Source organism: Bacillus sp. EKM208B (assembly GCF_011800725.1).
GTDB classification, from domain to species: Bacteria; Bacillota; Bacilli; order Bacillales; family Bacillaceae; genus Bacillus; species Bacillus velezensis.
In genome coordinates this window covers 126,986-148,120 of sequence record NZ_JAANHO010000009.1, presented here as the reverse complement: position 1 = coordinate 148,120, position 21,135 = coordinate 126,986, and the positions used below count along the sequence as shown (strand labels likewise).

The window sequence follows — 21,135 nt, the reverse complement described above, 5'->3', positions numbered from 1 at the left end:
GACTACGCACATCGCTGTGCGATTTATTTAAAACTTTGAATTAACAGGTACGTTTTGTCTTGTTTAGTTTTCAAAGATCATTACCGCTTGTTGAAGCAGCTTTATTATCTTACCACCCAGCTCCTTTTATGTCAACAACTTTTTTCAAGTTGTTTCCGAAGCTTTTCGTTGTTGTCTGCTGTTCATCAGCGACGTTTAATAATATAACACCCTTTTGAAAATATGACAATAGTTTTTTTAAAAAAATCATTAATTATTTTCTTTCATACTTATTTCAGTTTCTCTTCTATAGAAAGATAAGCTGTCTTGTGGTTTGGCATATTTTCTTGTATAGTAAGATTGAACTAAATACTTGATGACCACAAGGGGAGCATTAAAGCTGAGAGTGAACGTTTTGTTCTGACCCTTTGAACCTGTTAGTTAACGCTGGCGTAGGGATGTGGCAAAGCCAAATGATTTGCAGTTTATGTAAGCAGCGCGCGGACCTTTTCCCATCCTTCCCGCGCTGCTTTTTTGTTTATCCTTGATACGGTTGTCTGACCAGGGGGAAAACTATGAATCATTCAACACAGCTTGTGCGCTTAATTGAAATAGCGATTATGACCGGGGCGGCTGTCATTCTGGACATTGTCTCAGGTATGTTTCTCCGGATGCCCCAAGGCGGTTCGGTCTCTATTATGATGATTCCGATTTTTTTGATTTCATTCCGCTGGGGAGTGAAGGCCGGGCTTACGACAGGCTTTTTAACAGGGATTGTCCAGATCGCCATCGGCAATTTGTTTTTGCAGCACCCGGTGCAGCTATTTCTTGATTACATCGCGGCATTTGCAGTCCTCGGTTTCAGCGGCTTGTTTGCTTCCGGTGTACGGGAATCGGCATTGAATAAAAAAAGAGGCGCTTTAACGATGTATGTTATAGGCGGTGTTTTCATCGGCAGTGTGCTGCGCTATGCGGCACATGTGGTCTCCGGAGCTGTCTTTTTCGGAAGCTATGCTCCGAAAGGCACGCCGGTATGGATTTATTCGTCCGTCTATAACGCGACTTATATGATTCCTTCTTTTATCCTTTCGGCCATTGTCCTTATCTTATTATTCATGACTGCGCCGCGGCTTCTTGAAGCTAAGCGGACGAACTGAAACAGCAGGCGGTTTACGCCTGCTGTTTTTTTATTCCGGGCTGTGCCGTTCGTTTGAATCACTCAGTTCTTTTGTAAGTTCATTTATACTTTGTTTTATGTTTCCTTTGCCTGAAAAATTCTCAATAAGCTCTTTTACATTGATTCCGGAAGATGCTTTTAAGCTTTCCTGAAGACCGGCCATTAAATTGGTTGCGTAGCCTGTGACTTTATTGGCCCCGCCGTTTTCACCGCTTCCTCCCGTATCAACGACGGTTATTTTATCAATGTTGGAAAGAGGCGCTGAGACTTGCTTCGCATATTCAGGCAGCATTTTCACAATCATATCAAGGATTGCAGCCTGCCCGTATTTTTCGAATGCTTCGGCGATTTTTTCTTTAGCTTCCGCTTCTGCGAGACCTTTCAGGCGGATGACTTCCGCTTCGGTTTCTCCTCTCGCCTTTTCAGCCTCCGCTTTAGCAAGACCGTCAATTCTCACGCGTTCCGCTTCCGCCTTGGCCATCGCTTCGATACTGTACTGCTCGGCATCCGCTTCGGCGAGCTGCTTCGCTTTTGCGGCCGCGGCCGCTTGTTCCACCGAGTAACGGTCAGCATCGGCTTTTTTCTTCACCTCAGAGTCATATTGGCGCTCACGGCGCAGGATTTCTTTTTCTTCCAATTCAATCTGCTTTTGCCGCTCAATAATTTTAATTTGCATTTCCTGCTCTGTCACCTGCTGGCGGGCTTTTGCTGTTTCAAGATCATATGCCTGGTCGGCATTGGCTTTTGCTGTATCCTGCTCTCTTCTGTATTCCGCCATTTTCAGCTGATTGATTTTTTCCGCTTCAGCTATTTCCGTCGCCCGCTCCAGCTCTGATTTTTTTGCGTCTTTATCAGCGGCCGCGCGTTTAATCCTCGTCTCTTTATCCGCTTCTGCCGTGGCAATGTCCGCATCCCGCTTGACTTGGGCGATTCTCGGCTTACCTAATGATTCAAGATAGCCGTTTTTATCGCGGACGTCTTTAATCGTAAAAGAAACGATCATCAGCCCCATTTTAGCAAGATCCTGAGACGCGACCCGCTGGACTTCCTGAGAAAACTTTTCCCTGTTTTTATAAATCTCTTCAACGGTCATGGAGCCGAGGATGGAGCGCAGATGGCCCTCCAGCACCTCCCGCGCCTCCTGCTCACGGTCTTCCTTAGATTTCCCCAAAAATTGTTCAGCTGCTGTTGCGATTTCACCGATGGAGCCTCCGATTTTAATAATGGCGGTTCCGTCGGCCATTACCGGCACGCCTTGTTCTGTATAGACTTCAGGTGTAGAGACATCAAGTTTGCTTGACAGTAAACTGAGAGGTTCTGCCTGCTGGAATACCGGGAGCACAAAAGTTCCCCCGCCCCGGACGATTTTCAGACGATTTCCGCCTTCATCAATGTGGACGTTCTTATTTCCCAAATAACTTCCGGTCACGATAAGGGCTTCGTCCGGCCCCGCCGTCCGGTACTTCGTAATAAATACAGCAATAAGTGCGATGAGTAAAAAGAATACGATTCCGATAACGATGATAATCGGCATAGTCATAACAGTTCCCCCTTAGATATCAGATTGGTTCATGCGGCGTCACAAAAAGCACTCCGTCTTTCACGTCAATCACTAATACGGCCGTTCCGTACTTGATCTGTTCTTGATCAAAGCTGACGGCTGATTTAGAAATGGCGCCCCCTATTCCCTCTATGATCACTTCTCCATAGCCGTCTTTCGGGACGGAAGTAATGACCCTGCCGACTCTGCCCTTTAAATCCGTCTCCCGATATGCGAGCGATTCTTCCGCTGACGAAAGCGGGACAAGGACGAAGAAGTGAAGCAGGCTGACCAAAAGAACCGAAAGAACAAATGAAAGCAACGCAATGACAGGACTTGATAGCGGAGAGGCGATTTCGCCGATATAACCTGAGGCTGAAAAGATTGTTAAAAAAGACAGAATCAATGCAGGGTTTAAAAATGAAACAGGAATGGCTTCCGATAGGCCGTGAAACACATCTTGAAAAAACAGAATCAAAAGCGTGAGACTTCCCGAAATAATCAATGTGTAAAGATAGACCGTTTCAAGCGGCAGATGAAATATGTCCATCTTCTATCCTCCTTTCGGCCGAGGTGTCGGAGTGTTACTTTATATACGGATGTAAAGGTAAATGGTTTCAATTTTCTGATAAGGAAGGCTGATTACATGATTATCCAATCCGGATATGATATGTTTACTCTAAAGGAGGAGATAGGATGAGCATTTTTAATGAAGCCAGACAGCAGACCTGGGAAGAACTGAAAGGACTCTCTGATGAGGAATTCAACCGAAAGCCCGCGGCTGATGAGTGGAGCGTGCGGGAAGTCCTTGACCATTTAAAGAAAATTGACGAAACAGCGCAGACCCTTTTATCAAAGCAGGCAAAAGACGCACCGTTTAAAAAAAACGAAGAAAAACCGATGGAGTTTATAGAGGACAGAACAAATAAACGGCCGGCGCCGTCACACCTCGAACCTGAGCAAAACCGAATATCAGTCATTGAAGCAAAACAAGAATTAGATACGGCAAGACAGCAGCTGACCGCAGTTATTTCATCATTAAACGAGGAAGACTTAGAACGTGTGCTTCCCCATCCTGTTTTTCAAGAACTGACGATCCGCCAGTGGATTGATTTTATCGGCCATCATGAAAAGCGTCACATCAATCAAATAGAAGAAATCAAACAAAAAATCGAAAAGGTCTGAGTCAGACCTTCTCGATTTTTTTCTTGGCGCGTTTCGGTTCATAAGAATGGATGGTGACCGCATCGCCCGTGCATATATCACCCGGGCGTTCAACAATACAGACAATTCCTCTTCTGCCCATCGCGTGCCTCACAAACGCCGCGGCGAGTTTTGGCTGATCCGGATAAAAGGATTGAATGACTTCTCCCGGCTGAATGCACGGATCATTTTCTCCCTCGCACAACAGAGACGCACCGCTTGGAAATATTATTCTGCTTCCTTCTTTAAGCGGCGTCAGTGCAGAAAAACCGCTGATTGCGATGTTAGCGCCGAGCCATTCGGGAAAGATATGAGAAATCCCCATCTTCTCCGCAATGTCATCACATTCCTCCATGGACACGATTGAAATTTGTCTCCGGTTAAAAATTTCTGTTCCTCTTTCATACATCGGCTCACGCGCGCCGGCCTTTTTTGTCAGTCCGAAATGCAGGTCACCGGGAAACCCGCCGTATTCCGCACGAAGCTTGTCCATCTTTTTGGTAACAAATTGTTCGGTATCCGCTATATATACGCCTTCCGTCTTTGCTGTTATGCGTTTCCACATCAGCCACCACCGCCTTTTTCTTGACATTATCCTTAAAAAACCCCGCTCTGTAAAGGAGCGGGGTTCATTTATTATACCGTTTTCGGTGTTAAGTCAAAGCAGCGTTTGTAAATCCAGTTGTATGCTTTCTCATTCAAATCTCTTGGATTTCCGAATGTTTGCGGATCTTTCATGGCTTCTTTTGATAAACGTTCAATCATGTCCGGAGACACACCTTGTTCTTCTAAACTCGGCACCTCTAAATCTTTTACAAGATCATACATCCAGTTGACGGACGCTTTTGCCGCTTCATCGGTTGTCATGTTGCTTGTATCGATTCCGAATGCTTTGGCGATGCGGGCGAATTTTTCCGGATAGCCTTTCCAGTTGTATTCCATTACCGGCCCCATCATAGCTGCTACGCATTGTCCGTGAGCGACAGGGATGATGCCGCCGAGCGTCTGGCTCATTGCATGCGCCGCGCCTGCTGATTCACTGCCGTATGAAAGGCCGGCAAGCATCGCCGCCTGCGCCATGCCGTATCTTGCTTCCAAATCCTCTCCGTCCGCAAACGCGCGCTTAATATAATGCGCCGCATATTCAATGGCCATTAAAGCGACGGCATCAGTGATCGGCTGCGCGAATTTCATCGTATAGCACTCGATGGCGTGCGCAAGTGCGTCAATACCTGTCATGGCCGTCACATGCGGAGGCATGGACGTGTGCAGCTCAGGGTCAATGACCGTTAAATGCGCGGCGATAAGCGGTCCGCCCGTATTGAATTTAAATTCTCTTTCCTCATCTGTAATGACCGCCCATTGTGTGACCTCTGAACCTGTTCCCGCAGTCGTCGGGATCGTTGTCAGCGGAGGAATACGGTTTTCCAGCGGCTTTTTGCCTTCCGCGGCTTCATAATCAAGCACGCTTCCTTCGTGTGTCGCTTCTACCCCGATCGCTTTCGCTGTATCCATGGAGCTTCCGCCGCCGACAGCCACAAGGCCGTTGCAGTTTTCTTTTTTATACAGTTCTGATCCTTCGTTTACAAGACGTACAGGCGGGTTCGGCTCCACTTTGTTAAACAGGACGACTTCGATGCCCGCTTCCTGCAAAGATTCAATGACCGGGTTTGCCACTCCCGCGTTATAAATTCCCGGGTCTGTTACGAGCAGCGCTTTTGTGACGCCAAGCGCTCTGACTTCACTCCCCGCGTGCTGAATCGCACCGATTCCGTGTTTAATGACTGTCGGGATTTCGAATGTATGGAATTTATGCATGCTTTCTACTTTCATATTTAATGTCATATTGTATCTCCTCCTCGTTATGCTTGAAACCAGTTCACAGCCGCAGGTTTCGTGTTGCGGTAAATATGTTTGATTTCCGTGTATTCTTCCAGGCCGATTTTGCCGAGTTCGCGGCCGAAGCCCGATTGTTTGTACCCGCCCCATGGCGCTTGCGCGAAATACGGGTGGAAATCATTGATCCATACCGTTCCCATCCGCAGTTTGGCGGCTACGCGTTCGCATTTTTCAATATCCTTTGACCATACCGCTCCGGCCAGCCCGTAAATGGTATCGTTGGCAAGTCTGATCACTTCTTCTTCAGAAGAAAATGACTCAACTGTTAAAACGGGGCCGAAGATCTCCTCTTGGACTATCCGCATATCAGACTTGCAGTTTGAGAAAATAGTAGGTTCATAGAAGAAACCGTTTTGAAGGGCGGGATCATCAGGACGTTTGCCGCCTGTTTCCAGTTTTGCCCCTTCTTCGATGCCGATTTCTACGTATTTTTCGACTTTAGCCCGATGCTCGGCGGAAATCAGCGGACCGCTTTCCGTATCTTCATGAAAACCGTTTCCTAATTTGATGCGTTTCGTACGCTTGATCAGCTCGGCTAAAAATTCATCATGAATGGCTTCGTCCACCAAAAGACGTGACCCTGCCGAACAAACTTGGCCGGCATGGAAAAACACGGCGTTCAGCGCTTGATCTGCAGCTGTTTCGAGATCTGCATCTTGAAATACGATATTCGGATTTTTGCCGCCAAGCTCCAGGGCAATCTTTTTCACGTTGCCGCTTGCCGCCTGCATGATTTTTTTGCCTGTTTCAATTCCGCCCGTAAAAGAGACCAAATCGACGTCGAGGTTTCTCGCCAGCTCATCGCCGACAGAAGCGCCCGGCCCCAGCACGAGATTGGCGACCCCTTTCGGAATACCGGCTTCTTCTATTAATTGAAAGACTTTAATGGTTGTCAGCGGAGTAATCTCGCTCGGCTTTAAAACGATCGTGTTTCCGGCCGCAAGAGCGGGAGCGATTTTCCAGCTCGCCTGAAGGAGCGGATAGTTCCACGGCGTAATTTGTCCGCATACGCCAATGGGCTCTCTGACGATTTTACTTACGGAATCAGGAATCGGAGATGAAATGACCTCGCCTCCGTCTTTATCCGCCAAACCGGCATAATATTGAAATACATTTGCGATATCATCCATATCGGCTTTACTTTCTTCAATCGTTTTTCCTGTATCGAGCGATTCCAGCTCAGCTAATTCGTTCAGATCGCGTCTGATTAATTCCGCAATTTTCAGAACAAATTGTCCGCGCTCGAGCCCGGAAAGCACCGGCCACTCCCCTTCATCAAATGCTTTTCTGGCTGCGGCGATGGCTTTCACCGCATCGTCCCGGTCTCCTTCGCATACCGTTGCAATTTCTTCTTGATTAAATGGATTAATGATACGGCGGGTCTGTTTTTTTTCTGCACTGATCCATTCGCCGCCGATATAAAGCGTTTTGCTCATAAGAGTCCTCCTTACCGAAAAGTAAGTTTGTTAAATAAAAATTTAATGTTTTTAACAATATTAATTTAACACATGTTTTTTTGCCTGTCAAAACCCGATCAGTCCGTTTAGATTTTGACATTTTGTCATGATTCGTTAAGATTAAGAACATAAAGAAATGACTTAACAAATTTAAACTTCAAGAGGAAAAGAGGGACAATATGGATGAGAATCCAGAATTCGCAGCTATAGAACAAGCCAGGGATCTTGTCATTGATTCCATTGCAGAGACGATGGATCTTTACGGAATCACCCGAAGTGTCGGGATTTTATACGGAACAATGTATATGAGGGATGAAATGACGCTTGACGAAATGCGTGAGGAACTGCAGATGAGCAAACCGAGTATGAGCACAGGCGTCAAAAAGCTGCAGGATTTAAATGTGGTCAAAAAAACCTTTCACCGCGGCACACGGAAGCATACGTTTGTAGCGGAAAAAGATTTCTTTACGTTTTTCACGAATTTCTTCCCGCCGAAATGGGATCGTGAAGTTCAGGTGAATTTGTCCGCCATCGTACAGGCCCAGGCGGATTTGCAGTCCGTTTTGCTGGCCGAGGAAGGCAACGCGGAATTACAGGAAGAAGCGCGGCAGTTATATGATCAGCTTGAAAGTTCGAAAGCTTATTATGATTGGCTGAAGCGGCTCGCCGACTCGGTTCAGAGCGGGGAGATTTTTAAATTTATTCCGATAGAAACGGACGAAAAAAACGCCTGAATCAAAATCAGGCGTTTTTTTGTCGTGATTTGATTATTTTTGAGAAAATATAGGAATATAACCCCATTTACTTCCATTAAAATTGATGGTAAATTTTTATAGGTATGGTCGTTCTTTTTTAAGAACAATCAGCAAATTTTTTTTAGGGGGATTTATGAAAATGAAACACAAGTTTTTCTCAACTGTCATGGCAAGTTTATTCGGCCTGGTTTTGCTTCTTTCTCTGCCGACAGCGTCATTCGCCGCTGAGTCAGGCTCAACCGTTCACGAGCCGGAAATGTCCACGAAAGCGACTGCTACCTTATTTGCAAAATATACAGGTGCCAGCCAGCAGGAATGGTCATTTTCTGATATCGAATTGACGTACCGTCCGAACACGATCCTGAGCTTAGGCGTTATGGAATTTACCCTTCCTAGCGGATTTGCGGCTACAACAAAAGATACAGTCAACGGACACGCTTTGCGTGAAAGACAAATTCTGAATAACGGCAAAACAGTCAGACTTCCGTTAAACATTGATTTGCTCGGCGCAGCGGAATTTAAGCTTTCTCTTAATAATAAAACATTGCCTGCTGCAGGTACATATAAGTTCCGTGCAGAAAATAAATCATTAAGCATCGGCTCTAAATTCTATGCTGAGGACACAATTGTTGTTCAAAAACGCAGCACACCGCCGACACAGCCTTGCGACTGCTAATAATTGCGAAAAAAGACCGGCACAAGCCCCTCGCTTGTCATCCGGTCTTTTTTTTGTGCTGTTTTCTTTCTCCGGCCCTCGCATTGACAAACCCTTGAAACAGGAGTACATTCTTGTTTGTTGTATTTGGAGTGACGAAAACAGTTTCTTAAGGAGTTATGAGGATTGGGAAAAATCAAAAATAAACAATTTGCCGTCATCGGACTCGGCCGTTTCGGCGGAAGCATCTGTAAAGAGCTTTTTAAAATGGGGCATGAGGTGCTTGCGGTCGATATCAGCGAAGAGCGGGTCAACGCATACTCCTCTTATGCCACGCATGCTGTGCGGGCAAATTCAACGGAAGAAAGCGAGCTTCAGTCGCTCGGCATCAGAAATTTTGAATATGTCATCGTAGCAATCGGCGCCAACATTCAGGCAAGCACGCTGACGACGCTGTTATTGAAGGAGCTGAACATCCCTAATATTTGGGTGAAAGCGCAAAACTATTATCATCACAAAGTGCTTGAAAAGATCGGTGCTGATCGTATTATCCATCCCGAAAAGGATATGGGCGTGCGGATTGCGCAAAGCCTTTCGGATGAAAACGTCTTAAATTATATTGATTTGTCAGATGAATACAGCATCGTGGAGCTTTCAGCCACGAAAAAGCTGCATTTAAAATCCATTCTTGATCTCGGCGTCCGGGCCAGATTCGGCTGTACCATTCTTGCCGTGAAACATAACGGAGACATTCAGCTGTCCCCTTCTCCGGAGACTGTCATTCATGAATGTGACTGCCTTGTGCTGATGGGGCATAAACGTGATATTAAAAGGTTTGAAACTGAAGGGATGTAAAAAAAGCCGGCGGGCTGCCGGCTTTTTTTGATGCTTATGTTTCTTCACTTAACTGGACGGCGGTTTGGTCAACCCAGCCGATCAGCTCATCTTTCACTTGAATTTGGTACCAGACGGATTCTCCGTTTTGTTTTTCAGATACGACTTTAATATGCTGGCCGGTAAACTTTTGCGCCGATGCCAGTTTTATAGAATGCCGCTCTTTTGACGGCTTCGACCACACGTCTTCAATGGCGTGGTCTTTGATGGCGCCTTTCATATCAACTGCTTTAAGAGAGGCATTGATTTTGTCATATTCATTCAGGTTATAGGTTTCTATGACATCTTTAATTTTTTCAGCATAGCCGGGGTCTGTGGCGTAGCCGGATTTTTGAAGGGCAGCCGCCGCTGTTTTATAATTGTCCGCTTCAATGACGGGCTTGTACTTCTTTTTATTCCAAGACGTTCCGTTGACAAATAATTTTGCATGGTCATCCATTGATTCAAAAAACGTGCTGTATTTACGGAATTTTGCCCGAATCGTTTTTCGTTTTCCTTTTTCAAATTCATCCGTTTTCATCGTGACGTGTTTTCCTTTATAATCACCTTTTACACCGAACAGGTTGCGCGCTTTCCCCGCAAGCTCACTGTTCCCCCAGTCCGATTCGAGAATGGCCTGTGCGAGGGTGATGCTCGGAAGGACATGATATTTCTCATATAAAATTTGAGCATGCCCGGAAAGGCTGTCAATAAAGACCTGCTGCTCGTCCACCTCTTCAGGCGGTTTTTCTTCCGTCACTATGAATTTCGAAAACACCATTGATACCAGAAATAATCCGAATATAAGAGATACAGCAAAAAGGCACCCAAGCACCCTTTTGGTCTTTGCTTTCTTTTTCATATCAACCTTCCTTTAATTCCGGAATCACTAGATTTATAATTTTACTGGTCATTGATGAAAATTTCAATAAAATAGGGAAAAAGACGGAGAAAGAACACATTGTGCAAATAAAAAAGACTCCTTTTTGAGGAGTCTTTTTTGTTATGCCATGCTCAGCTGAGGGCCGAACAATTCATATTGAACGGAATCAGAGTCAAACCCGAGGGCAAGAACCATGTCTTTCATTTGTGTCATAAACTGCGCTGATCCGCACAAGTAAAATTCAGCATCTTGATTCAGATGAAGCTGCTTCAGGAAGGTTTGATCAATCCTGCCGCTGTAAAAAGGCTTGTCTCCTGAGCGGTCTTGTTCTGCCGGTTCACTGTATACATAAATGACGTTAATATTCGGATGATTCTCCGCAGCTTGTTCAGCCTCTTTGCGGAACGTAGCGTACTCTCCGTTTTTCGCGGCATGAATAAAAGTAACGGAACGCTCCGGCTGTTTTTCGGCGGCTGTTTTCAGCATGCTCATCATCGGCGTGATTCCGGAGCCGGCACTGATAAGAACAACCGGTTTTTCGGAAGAAGACAGCTTGAAATCCCCGGCGGGTGCGCTGACTTCAAGTTTATCTCCCTCTTGAACTTCATTGTGGAGATGAGAAGAAACCGCTCCGTCCTTTTTCACAGAAATCCGATATGCCCCTTTTTGAGAAGCATCAGACAGGCTGTACTGGCGAATGTGCGTATAAGGAGAATCCGCAATCCGCACTTTAATGCTGATATATTGTCCCGCTTCAAATCCAGGAAGCGAAGAGCCGTCACTCGGTTTGATATAAAATGATGTAATATCTTTGCTTTCTTTCGTTTTCTGTATAACCGTAAATTCTTTATACCCCTGCCATCCGGCTTCATTGTACATGTCTTGTTCAATGCCGATGAAAGCCTCCGCAATAACACCGTAAGCTTTTTCCCATGCCTGCATAATCTCAGGAGTTGCGGCATCCTGCAGCACATCCTTAATTGCCAGAAGCAGATACTTTCCGACAATCGGATAATGTTCCGGTTTTACACCGATGCTTGTGTGTTTATGGCCGATCTGTCTGACCGCCGGAATGATTTGTTCTAATTGATCAATATTCGCCGCAGCCGCAATGACTGCATTTGCCAATGCTGCGCGCTGAGTCTGTTTCTTTTGGTTCGTTTGGTTAAACATATTTAACAGTTCGGGATGATCTTGAAACATCAGGTTATAAAAGCGTCCGGTGATGTTTTCTCCATGTGTTTTCAATACGGGTACTGTGCTTTTGATGATGTCTATTGTTCTCTCATCCAGCATGTTAATCCTCAACCCTTCTAAAGATGTATTTTCAATATATCTTTATAGTAAGAGATATTTCGAATAAAAGATATATTGAAAATGAATCTTTAAAAAAGTCGTCACAATATTGTGTTGGATTTGGAATTTATGGATTTCACCTCCTTTTTTTATCACCCGGTGAAACAGGGACACATATATTTGGGAATATACGTTTAAAGATGAAAGCGGGGGAGTGCATGGTTTCCGATATCGATTACACGTCTCCGAATACACAATTCACTTATGATGTGAATGAGAGCCGTTTTTTTACGAAAGATGCTCGGAACTTTATCAATGTATTGGGGATTAAACAGTTAAACACGCTTGAAAATATTTCATTATTAGATATCTTTCTGAGCAAAACAAATGTGATTGAACCGCATACCCATCAAAACGCCGCTGAATTGGTGTACTGTATTTCGGGTTCCGCGGTGGTGTCGATGCTGAATCCGTTCACCCAGAAAATACGGAATTATCCGATCTCTCCAGGACAAGTGGCGAATGTTCCGCAGGGGTGGTGGCATTATGAAGTCGCCACTTCAGACAAAACCCACCTTTTGGCCATATTTGACGCCCCTTCGCCTGAAGTGATATACGGCTCGGATATTCTCCGTCTGACGCCGCCTGAGATCATGGCGCATACGTACTGTCTGAATGAGCATGAGTGGGAAAAAGCCGTTTCACCGATCCGGCAATCAACTGTGATAGGTCCCGATAAATACTGCGGACAGACTGAAAACACGGGTATTCTTGATATGAATAAGCCTTATCAGCCAAATACGCATTATCCGAATGATCCGTATCGGCATTATGATACGCCGTTATATTGGGGATATTAAACGGAGAGCCGGAGCGGCATTCAGCTCGACAGAAAGAGCCCCTCATTGGAGAGGGGCTCTTGATCATTACGGTCCGGTTCCGCAGCTTACTTTGTACTCGCCTTCGGACGATTTTTTTGAATAACATACGTGCGGCGTCTGTCCGGTTTCATCTTTCCAATTGAACCAATTTACATAATAAAGGTTCCCGGCCTCTCCGCCGTCTTCTTCTTTTTGAAGAATCGCAAAGTAGCTTTGATACGGATATCCTTTTTTATAAATGTCATGCCTGATGGCTCCTTTTTCTGAAGCAGACGTGAAGATGACGGGAGAAAGAGCCGGAAGCGCTGTCAAAAAAAGCGCCAGTGCCGCTGACAGAGATAATATAAGATAGATTTTCTTTTTCATTTTCTCTCTTTCCTTTATTTTGAGTTGTTAGAAATGAAGCAGAACACAGAGGCTGCCGCAGAAGATGAAAAAACAAAAAAACCCTTATTTATAGAATAAGGGTTTAAAGGTATGGAGCCAAGGGGGCTCGAACCCCTGACCTCTACGCTGCCAGCGTAGCGCTCTCCCAGCTGAGCTATGGCCCCGTGCTGTAACGTCATGTTTTATTATAGACGAGTCTTCTTTGAATTTCAAGCAGAAAATTCAGTTTGCTCATATTTTCCTGAGACGTTTTTCGAACATAAAAAGAAGACCCTCCGGGGGCCTCTTCGTTTATCGCACGAGCATGATTAAAATGATGCCGAGGATGACACGGTAAATGGCGAACGGGACAAGCTTAATCCGATTGATGAGCCGAAGAAAAAACTTGACGACTAAGAGGGCGACGACAAAGGCGCAGATAAAGCCGACAAGAAAAAACGGAATCATGTCATAAGAAAGACTGCTCCAGTATTTCACCAGCTTCAGAAGGCTTGCGCCCGCCATAATCGGAATAGCCATAATAAATGTGAAGTCTGCGGCTGCCCGGTGATTCAAGCCGACAATGACACCTCCGGCAATCGTTGAGCCTGAGCGGGAAAATCCGGGCCATAAGGCAAGACACTGGAATAATCCGACACAGAAAGCCTGTTTGTAGGTGATTCTGTCCACCGTATCGATCGTTTCTTTCCTTTTATTGATCCAGTCCGCTATAAGCATAAGCACGGCTCCGGCAATTAATCCGTAAGCGACCGTTCTGACAGAGAATAAATAGCGGTCAATGAAATCCTCAAATAAAAAGCCGAGCACCGCCGCCGGAACAAGACCGACGGCGATTTGCGCGATGGTCAGCCTGTATCCCTTCTGCTGATCGCGCGTGACGTTTTTTTTGAGGCCGAGTAAATGTAATATCCGATCCTTAAACACAATGGCCACCGCCAGAATCGAACCGAGCTGAATCACCACTTTGAAGGAATTGGCGGCTTCCGGATTCATCAGGCTTCCGGATTTCAGCCAGATGTCATCCGCTATGATCATATGTCCCGTGGAAGAAACCGGCGCGTACTCCGTCAGCCCTTCCACGATTCCCAAAACGGCTGCTGTGAACATCTCCCATAGTGTCATCCCATTCTTCCCTTCATTCATCATTTACAAAAGAGAAGCTCTCCTCTGAAGGAAAGCCTGTCTTATAATAAATATCATGTCCGTTCCGATTTTATGACTTCGATACAGCATCATTTTTTTCTTCTTCATATAAATGCGAACGCATTTTGAACCAATCAAACAGATGGGTCGTGACCACTTTGATGACCGCATACCCCGGGATGGCTAAAATAATGCCGACAACCCCGAACAGCTTTCCGGCGGTTAAAAGAACAAAGATGATGGTAATCGGGTGAATGTGAAGATTTTTCCCCATGATCTGCGGCGAAATTAATTTTCCTTCCACGAGCTGGACAACGGTCCATACAATCGCAAGCTTCAGCAACATCAGAGGCGAAGTGACCAACGCGATAATAATCGCCGGCGTGATGGCAATGGTCGGCCCTAAATACGGAACAACGCTCGTACAAGCGGCAATGACCGCAAGCAGTGACGCATAATCAAGTCCGATAATCAGATAGCCGATAAATAATAAAAATCCGATGCAGAAGCTGACGATGACCTGTCCTCTGATATAGGAGCTTAATCTGTGGTTCATTTCACTAAGCATCGTATACGTTTGTTCTTTCAGACGGGTGGGCACAAACTTTAAGATATAGATTGGCAGTTTTTTGCCGTCTTTCAGCAAATAGAACAGAATAAACGGCACGGTCACAATTGAAATAATCACTTCCGTCAGCGCGCCGATAAAATTCCCGACTCCGGTAAATGTGCTGTTTGCAATTGTTGCAGCCTGCGCCGATACTTTATTAGCAAGATCGGAAATGTTGATATTCATCGTCTTTTGCGCCTGATTTACAAAATCGCTTCCGATCAGACTTTTCGTCTGATCTTCAACGATGTCCACATATTTCGGCAGGTTGTCGATCAGGCTCATGATCTGTTCCTTTAAAAACGGAATAATTGAAACGACCGTAATCGAAATCAGCCCTATAATAATGAGGTAAAGGAGCAGGATGGAATAGACTCTTTTCACTCTTATTTTTTCCAATATATCTACGATCGGATTAAGCAGATAATAAACAATTCCTGTCAAAATGACGGGGAGCGCAATCGTTTTGAGCAGGACGATAATAGGTGTGAAAATAAATGATGTCTTCATAAAGACAAGGATATTGAGACCGATGAGCAGCAATACAAGCAAAAACAAGACAAATTTATTGTCTAAGAAAAACTGTTTAAATCTGCCGCCCCATGTTTGCAATGTTTCCACTATTGTTCCTCCATCATATGTATTTTACTTAAATTGTACACTATCGTTCCTGTAATGAAAAATAATAACCGGTCTCTATGGGAATTTTTCCTATCCCTTTAGCTGGCAGCCTTTTTTCCATTTATGTTTCTCAGAAAAAAAGCTATAATGTAAGCCAATACATAGAAGGAGCGATAGCAATGATTCGATTTGCAACAGTCGGAACGAATTGGATTACAGAACGATTTCTGGAGGCGGCTTCTGCTATTGATGATTTTCAATTAACGGCGGTTTATTCCAGAACTGAGGAACGTGCGGCGGAATTCGCCGGCAAACACGGCGCTGCTCATTATTTCACCAGCCTGCAAGAAATGGCGGAAAGCGAAGCCTATGACGCGGTGTATCTCGCCAGCCCGAATGCATTTCACAAAGAGCAGGCGGTCCTTTTTATGGAACACGGCAAGCACGTACTGTGCGAAAAACCGTTTGCGTCTAACGCAAGGGAAACGGATGAAATGATTCACGCAGCCAAAACGAACGGCGTTCTCTTGATGGAAGCCATGAAAACAACGTTCCTGCCGAACTTCAGCATGCTTCAAAACCACTTACATAAAATCGGACCCGTCAGGAGATTCACAGCAAGCTACTGCCAATATTCATCACGATATGATGCATATAAAAACGGTACGGTGCTAAACGCGTTTAAGCCTGAATTATCGAACGGTTCGTTAATGGACATCGGCGTGTACTGCATTTATCCGGCCGTCGTCCTGTTCGGCAAACCGAAAAACGTCATTGCGACCGGTCATAAACTAGCATCCGGCGTTGACGGCGAAGGCACGGTAATTCTGTCATACGACGGATTTGAAGCGGTGCTGATGCATTCGAAAATCTCAAATTCGTTTGCCCCGGCGGAAATTCAGGGTGAGGACGGCACGATCGTGCTGGACAGCATTCACGGGCCGGAACGGGCGGAAATCCGCTATCGTGACGGACGGACGGAAGACATTTCAGTCCCTGATCTGAAACCGTCGATGTACTACGAAACGGCTGAATTCATCAATCTTCTTCGAAACGGACAGCGGGAGTCTTCCGAAAATACATTTGAACGTTCTTTCATTACGGCAAGCATTATGGAAGAAGCGAGAAAACAAATCGGAATTGTCTTTCCCGCCGATCAAAACTAAAAACATCCGCCCGGATTCGGGCGGATGTTTTTTATTTGGACGCTAACAGGTCAGCAAACACTTTTGCATACTGCGGAAGGTCGGGCGGGCGGCGGCTTGATACAATGTGGCCGTCAGTTACGACAGCTTCATCCAGCCACTGTGCCCCTGCATTTGTCATGTCGTCTTTGATGCCGGGCGTGCTCGTTACTTTTTTTCCTGCGAGAATTCCGGCAGATATGAGCACCCAGCCCGCATGGCAGATCTGGCCGATCGGCTTTTTCTGCTCGTTCATCGTACGGATGATCTCCAAAACTTCAGGATATCTTCGCAGTTTGTCAGGAGCCCAGCCGCCAGGCACGAGCACGGCATCATACTCCTGAATAATCAGGCTCTTAAAATCGTAATCCGCCGTCGCGGGCACGCCGTATTTTCCTTTGTATGAACGGCCCGCTTCTTCTCCTATTAAATGAACGATCGCGCCTTCCTCTCTCAGCCGGTAGACGGGATACCAAAGCTCTAGGTCTTCAAAATCGTCACTGACAAGCGCTATGACTTTTTTGCCTTCTAATCTCATCACTGCCACTCCCTTCTTTTATATTAGTGTATCGCTTTTTTCAGATGAGGAAAAGAAACAGCTCGCTACAGCTGTTCTTCGTCTTCAGACTGAATCGTAAATTTCCGTGTGACCTGCTGCAGTTCTTCAGCCATATGCGCAAGCGTTTCGGCGGATGAACTGATTTCTTCCATGGAGGCCAGCTGCTCTTCAGCTGAGGCGGCGATGTCTTGAATGCCGGCGGACCCTTCTTTGGCGACTGAGGTAATGTCCTCCACCGCGTTTGTCACATTTTGCGACCCGGCTGCAAGCTTCTCAAGCGTTCCGTTCATATGCTGTAAGGCGCCTGAAATCTGAGTCGTCATTTCTGAGATTTTTTTGAAGCTTTCGGCCGTTTGATCCGTAATATCGAGGCCTTCCTTCACATCTTGATTCACCGCTTGGAATACGGAAAGCGATGTGGCGATTTCTTTGACGATTTCCTGAATCAGCGTTTCGATTTCCTTCGCGGAGCCGGCTGATTGTACGGCAAGCTTTCTCACTTCTTCCGCAACGACGGAGAAGCCCCGCCCGTATTCGCCTGCTCTGGCGGCTTCAATGGCAGCGTTTAAGGCAAGCAGATTTGTTTGATCGGCAATGCCGTTAATGACGTTCAGAATGCTCTTAATGTCGTGCGACTTCGTTTCCAGCCCTTTTACGACCGCTTCCGCCTGCTGTACGGAACGATCAATTGTTTTCATCTGGCCGACCGTTTTCGCCACTAATTCTTCTCCGCTTCCGGCCGTTTCAGAGGTTTGGATGGCGGATTCAGTGATTTCCGCCGATACATTCGCCGTCTCGGCAATGCCCGCATTCATTTGGGAAAGGTGATCAGCACTTTCTTCCAATTTCTCGCTTTGTGATTCGTTTCCGTTTGAGAATTGTTCAATCGCCAGTGTAATATGCTCTGTCGCCTTGCTTGTCTGTCCGGCGGATGCCGTCAGCTCTTCGGATGAAGAAGCGACATGTTCGACCGATGATTGGATGACGCCGATGACAGACCGGAGTGATGCCGACATCTCATTGAAGCTTTGGCTGAGCTGCCCGAATTCATTTTTTGACTTGATGTCAATGACTTCCGTTAAATCGCCGTCACTGATTTTAGCTGATGTCGAAACAAGTTTTTTGAGCGGTTTTGCAATCGAGCGAATGATAAAAAAGATTAAAACCCCGCCGACGATAAGAGAAACCGCCAGGATGATCAGCGCCATTTTCATGACAGGCGAGGCTGCGTCATGGATCTCACTGACAAAAAATGTGCCGGCGATTTTCCAGCCCGTCAGTTTGTTTGTCGTGAAGGCCATTTTCTTCTGCTGTCCTTCAAACATGTATTCAAACGAACCGCTCGATTTGGAAAACACTTCTTTCGTCCACTCTCCGGAGCCTTCCGTTCCCGCTTTTATAGTCGGATGAGCGATGTATTTTTTATCTCCCGTTGTAATGAAGGCAAATCCTTTATGACCGATCTGGACGCGTTCGGAAGCGTTCAGCAGGTCGCCAAGATTAATATCAAGCGCCACAACGCCTGATCCGTCTTTTGTCTGCTGGGCAATCGTAACGACCGTCTGTCCGGTTGCAGCGTCTTTATAAGGCTCGGTAAACACCGGCTGTCCGCTTTTTTCAACCGCTTTTGTATACCACTCGCGCGTGAGCGGATTATAATCGGACGGCATATCAGCGGACGGATATTTCACGAACGCTTTGTCGCGAGACGCGGCGTAAATTGACGCGACATCGTCATTTACGGTGACATACTGCTTCATATTGTCGAGCAGTACCGATTTATTTTTTGTGTTCAGTTTTTCCTTAGTGATTGATTCGCTGTAGTAGTCAATCGCTTTGAGCTTGCCTTCGAGCATGTTTTCCAGCACGCTGTTCAGTTCGCTGACATTTCCCTGGGCGCTGTGGGTCAGTTCGCTTTCTAGTGAATTCCCCGCCGTTTGGTAGCTGAAGTAGGCGAGTATGCCGACCGGGAGCACCAATACGGCTAAAAATGCCGCGATCAGCGGCTTGCTGATGGATGGCTGTTTGATCCAATGTATCAGTTGTTTCATTTTTTCAGTCTCCTTCTTTGAAAAGCTAAATCTAATATCGTCAGATAGGACAAAAGATTTATTAAAAAAACTAAAAAAAACACCCAAACAGCACATTTGGGTGTTCTATGACCTATTAATCTATTTTAAATCGTTTCGTCATATCACGTAATTCTTCCGCCATTTGGGATAACGTTTCCGAAGACGAACTGATTTCTTCCATTGAAGCCAGCTGTTCTTCGGCGGAGGCCGCAATATCCTGAATGCTGGCGGAGCTTTCTTTTGCGATGGACGCGATTTGCTCAGAAGCTCCTGAAATCTGCTGAGATCCTGCTGTCAGCTGTTCTACCGTCGCATTCATATTTTGAATTTCTCCGGCGATCTGGTTCGTCATTTCAGAAATCCGTTTGAAGCTCGTTTCGGTCTGATTCGTAATATCCAGTCCGCTCTCCACCTCTTTGTTGACGGATTGGAACATGCCGAGAGATGTATTGATTTCGTTGACGATTTCTATAATTAAGCTTTCGATTTCTTTCGCTGAATCGGCAGACTGGACCGCAAGTTTTCTGACCTCTTCGGCGACGACTGAGAAGCCCCGGCCGTATTCACCCGCACGCGCGGCTTCAATTGCCGCGTTCAGCGCAAGAAGGTTTGTCTGATCAGCGATTCCGTTAATGACACGGAGAATGTTAGTAATGTCTTTTGATTTTGTTTCAAGTCCGCGCACCACTTGTTCAGCTTCTTTCACTGACCGGTCAATGATGTTCATTTGGCCGACCGTCTGGTGAACGAGCTTTCCGCCTGAATTGGCGACTTCCGCTGATGTGGCGGAGGACTCGGTAATGACGGCAGATGCTTTCGCCATATCTTCAAGCCCGCTGTTCATTTGGTAAATATGTTCCGCCGCGCTTTCAATATTTTCACTTTGGCTTTCATTTCCGTTAGAAAATTGTTCGATCGCCAGTGTGATATGTTCGGTTGCCTTGCTTGTCTGCTCCGCTGAAGCCGTCAGCTCCTCTGAGGAAGATGCGACGTTATTCACGGAATCCTGGATGGCATGGATGAGAGACCTGAGCGAAGCGGCCATATTGTTAAAGCTTTTGCCAAGCTCGCCTAATTCATCTTTTGACTGGATCTCGATCGTTTCTGTTAAATCGCCTTCACTGATCTGTTTCGATGATGTCACAAGCTGCTTGAGCGGTTTTGTGATTGAACGGATAATCAGCACCATGACAATGGTTCCGATCACAATCGCTAATACGAGAACGAGCAGGGACAGATGAAGGATCGGCAGGGCCGCTTCATGAATTTCGTCCAGATACATCGTTCCGGTAATCTTCCAGCCTGTCAGCCCGTTCGTATCATAAACCATTTTCTTTTCCTGGCCGTCGTATTTGTATTGAAAATCACCTTTTTTGCTGGTGAACAGCCGTTCGGCCCACTCCCCGTTTAATACTGTGCCTGATGTGCGGTTCGGGTGGGCGACCACTTTTTTGTCTTTCGTCAGGATAAAAGCGTAGCCGGATTTTCCGATGTTCACTTTCTTTGTCGTTTTCAGAAGCTCATCGATTTTCATATTGATGGCGACGACTCCTGAGCCGTCTTTCGTCTGCTGAACGACCGTCACGACCATCGTATTGGTGGAAGCCGTGCGGTAAGGATCTGTTACAACAACTTTCCCCTTATTTTCCACGGCCTTTTTATACCAGTCTCTTTCAATCGGATTATATCCTTTAGGCATCTGCAGATCCGGATACCGTGTGAAATGTCCTTCCGTGTCACTCGTATAGATGGATTCCACGTCTTTATTGATCTTCATGTACTCTGTGAATTTATCGGTAATTTGCGATTGGTTTTTCGGCTTGTACCGATCCTTTGTGAGCCAATCGCTGAAATATGCCGTTCCGTCTTCCTTTTGGCTGAGGCTTGTGTTGATCATATCGTTAATCTGCTGCACATTATCTAATGCGCTTCCCATCATCTGCCTGTCAAGCGTGCTTACC

20 protein-coding genes, 1 tRNA gene, 2 pseudogenes and 1 riboswitch are annotated in these 21,135 nt (G+C 45.9%); of the genes and pseudogenes, 7 read left to right on the top strand and 16 right to left on the bottom strand.

The window, feature by feature from the left end; translation table 11 throughout:
* Nucleotides 1-354 precede the first annotated feature (354 nt).
* Nucleotides 355-455, top strand: a riboswitch (TPP riboswitch).
* Between the two features lie 99 nt (nt 456-554).
* Entirely contained in the window at nt 555-1,136 is a 582-nt protein-coding gene (gene thiT, locus G9F75_RS16195; RefSeq protein ID WP_007410163.1) for an energy-coupled thiamine transporter ThiT, read from the top strand.
* A gap of 30 nt (nt 1,137-1,166) precedes the next feature.
* On the opposite strand, the gene G9F75_RS16190 is transcribed toward thiT, so the two are convergent.
* Nucleotides 1,167-2,696 carry a flotillin lipid rafts scaffold protein FloT gene (locus tag G9F75_RS16190; protein WP_025650407.1) on the bottom strand — a complete coding sequence of 510 codons (1,530 nt, stop codon included), beginning with the start codon at nt 2,694-2,696 and terminating at the stop codon, nt 1,167-1,169.
* A gap of 19 nt (nt 2,697-2,715) precedes the next feature.
* Nucleotides 2,716-3,246: an NfeD family protein gene (locus G9F75_RS16185; RefSeq protein ID WP_014418716.1), complete on the bottom strand. Its 531-nt coding sequence runs from the start codon at nt 3,244-3,246 to the stop codon at nt 2,716-2,718.
* Between the two features lie 146 nt (nt 3,247-3,392).
* On the opposite strand from G9F75_RS16185, the gene G9F75_RS16180 reads away from it, so the two are divergent.
* On the top strand, nt 3,393-3,881 hold the full coding sequence (locus G9F75_RS16180) for a DinB family protein (RefSeq protein WP_014418717.1): 489 nt from the start codon (nt 3,393-3,395) through the stop codon (nt 3,879-3,881).
* A 1-nt stretch (nt 3,882) separates the two neighbouring features.
* On the opposite strand, the gene G9F75_RS16175 is transcribed toward G9F75_RS16180, so the two are convergent.
* From G9F75_RS16175 to betB, 3 genes are all read right to left on the bottom strand, one after another.
* Nucleotides 3,883-4,464: an MOSC domain-containing protein gene (locus G9F75_RS16175; RefSeq protein ID WP_017419516.1), complete on the bottom strand. Its 582-nt coding sequence runs from the start codon at nt 4,462-4,464 to the stop codon at nt 3,883-3,885.
* Nucleotides 4,465-4,535: 71 nt separating this feature from the next.
* A complete protein-coding gene (gene gbsB, locus G9F75_RS16170) occupies nt 4,536-5,744 on the bottom strand; it encodes a choline dehydrogenase (protein ID WP_014418719.1) in 1,209 nt (402 codons plus the stop codon).
* A 17-nt stretch (nt 5,745-5,761) separates the two neighbouring features.
* Nucleotides 5,762-7,234 (bottom strand): betaine-aldehyde dehydrogenase, encoded by a 1,473-nt coding sequence (gene betB / locus G9F75_RS16165; protein WP_014418720.1) that lies wholly within the window; start codon nt 7,232-7,234, stop codon nt 5,762-5,764.
* 200 nt (nt 7,235-7,434) lie between these two features.
* On the opposite strand from betB, the gene cudC reads away from it, so the two are divergent.
* The 3 genes from cudC (at nt 7,435) to ktrA (ending at nt 9,520) form a co-directional block, all read left to right on the top strand.
* Nucleotides 7,435-7,989: a transcriptional regulator GbsR gene (gene cudC / locus G9F75_RS16160; protein WP_014418721.1), complete on the top strand. Its 555-nt coding sequence runs from the start codon at nt 7,435-7,437 to the stop codon at nt 7,987-7,989.
* Between the two features lie 160 nt (nt 7,990-8,149).
* Entirely contained in the window at nt 8,150-8,686 is a 537-nt protein-coding gene (gene bslA, locus G9F75_RS16155) for a biofilm surface layer hydrophobin BslA (protein ID WP_025650408.1), read from the top strand.
* A 165-nt stretch (nt 8,687-8,851) separates the two neighbouring features.
* Nucleotides 8,852-9,520, top strand: a complete 669-nt coding sequence (gene ktrA / locus G9F75_RS16150; RefSeq protein ID WP_014418723.1) for a potassium uptake protein KtrA — start codon at nt 8,852-8,854, stop codon at nt 9,518-9,520.
* A 34-nt stretch (nt 9,521-9,554) separates the two neighbouring features.
* On the opposite strand, the gene G9F75_RS16145 is transcribed toward ktrA, so the two are convergent.
* Nucleotides 9,555-10,400 (bottom strand): glucosaminidase domain-containing protein, encoded by an 846-nt coding sequence (locus G9F75_RS16145; protein ID WP_014418724.1) that lies wholly within the window; start codon nt 10,398-10,400, stop codon nt 9,555-9,557.
* Between the two features lie 141 nt (nt 10,401-10,541).
* Nucleotides 10,542-11,717 (bottom strand): NO-inducible flavohemoprotein, encoded by a 1,176-nt coding sequence (hmpA, locus tag G9F75_RS16140; RefSeq protein ID WP_167409234.1) that lies wholly within the window; start codon nt 11,715-11,717, stop codon nt 10,542-10,544.
* Nucleotides 11,718-11,935: 218 nt separating this feature from the next.
* On the opposite strand from hmpA, the gene G9F75_RS16135 reads away from it, so the two are divergent.
* The gene (locus G9F75_RS16135) at nt 11,936-12,577 is read left to right on the top strand and encodes a cupin domain-containing protein (protein ID WP_021495345.1); all 642 of its coding nucleotides are present in this window, start codon (nt 11,936-11,938) and stop codon (nt 12,575-12,577) included.
* 66 nt (nt 12,578-12,643) lie between these two features.
* On the opposite strand, the gene G9F75_RS16130 is transcribed toward G9F75_RS16135, so the two are convergent.
* The 4 genes from G9F75_RS16130 to G9F75_RS16115 form a co-directional block, all read right to left on the bottom strand.
* Entirely contained in the window at nt 12,644-12,964 is a 321-nt protein-coding gene (locus tag G9F75_RS16130) for a hypothetical protein (protein WP_014418727.1), read from the bottom strand.
* A gap of 112 nt (nt 12,965-13,076) precedes the next feature.
* Nucleotides 13,077-13,149 (bottom strand) — tRNA-Ala (locus G9F75_RS16125).
* A 127-nt stretch (nt 13,150-13,276) separates the two neighbouring features.
* Nucleotides 13,277-14,107 carry an undecaprenyl-diphosphate phosphatase gene (locus G9F75_RS16120; protein ID WP_007613337.1) on the bottom strand — a complete coding sequence of 277 codons (831 nt, stop codon included), beginning with the start codon at nt 14,105-14,107 and terminating at the stop codon, nt 13,277-13,279.
* A 91-nt stretch (nt 14,108-14,198) separates the two neighbouring features.
* Nucleotides 14,199-15,359: an AI-2E family transporter gene (locus tag G9F75_RS16115; protein ID WP_014305691.1), complete on the bottom strand. Its 1,161-nt coding sequence runs from the start codon at nt 15,357-15,359 to the stop codon at nt 14,199-14,201.
* A 179-nt stretch (nt 15,360-15,538) separates the two neighbouring features.
* Here G9F75_RS16115 and G9F75_RS16110 point away from each other — a divergent pair, with 179 nt between their 5' ends.
* Entirely contained in the window at nt 15,539-16,525 is a 987-nt protein-coding gene (locus G9F75_RS16110; RefSeq protein ID WP_167409233.1) for a Gfo/Idh/MocA family protein, read from the top strand.
* 31 nt (nt 16,526-16,556) lie between these two features.
* Here the strand turns inward: G9F75_RS16110 and G9F75_RS16105 are convergent, their stop codons facing one another.
* The 5 genes and pseudogenes from G9F75_RS16105 to G9F75_RS20330 all read right to left on the bottom strand — a co-directional run.
* On the bottom strand, nt 16,557-17,081 hold the full coding sequence (locus tag G9F75_RS16105) for a type 1 glutamine amidotransferase domain-containing protein (protein ID WP_167409235.1): 525 nt from the start codon (nt 17,079-17,081) through the stop codon (nt 16,557-16,559).
* Nucleotides 17,082-17,146: 65 nt separating this feature from the next.
* Nucleotides 17,147-18,118 carry a methyl-accepting chemotaxis protein gene (locus G9F75_RS20345; RefSeq protein ID WP_425340276.1) on the bottom strand — a complete coding sequence of 324 codons (972 nt, stop codon included), beginning with the start codon at nt 18,116-18,118 and terminating at the stop codon, nt 17,147-17,149.
* A pseudogene (locus G9F75_RS20340) lies at nt 18,113-19,153 on the bottom strand (HAMP domain-containing protein); the annotation flags it as partial. The pseudogene G9F75_RS20340 and the gene G9F75_RS20345, both read right to left, overlap by 6 nt.
* Before the next feature lie 115 nt (nt 19,154-19,268).
* Nucleotides 19,269-20,219, bottom strand: a complete 951-nt coding sequence (locus tag G9F75_RS20335; protein WP_423750537.1) for a methyl-accepting chemotaxis protein — start codon at nt 20,217-20,219, stop codon at nt 19,269-19,271.
* Nucleotides 20,214-21,110 (bottom strand): annotated as a pseudogene (locus G9F75_RS20330) (HAMP domain-containing protein); the annotation flags it as partial. The pseudogene G9F75_RS20330 and the gene G9F75_RS20335, both read right to left, overlap by 6 nt.
* Nucleotides 21,111-21,135: the final 25 nt, after the last annotated feature.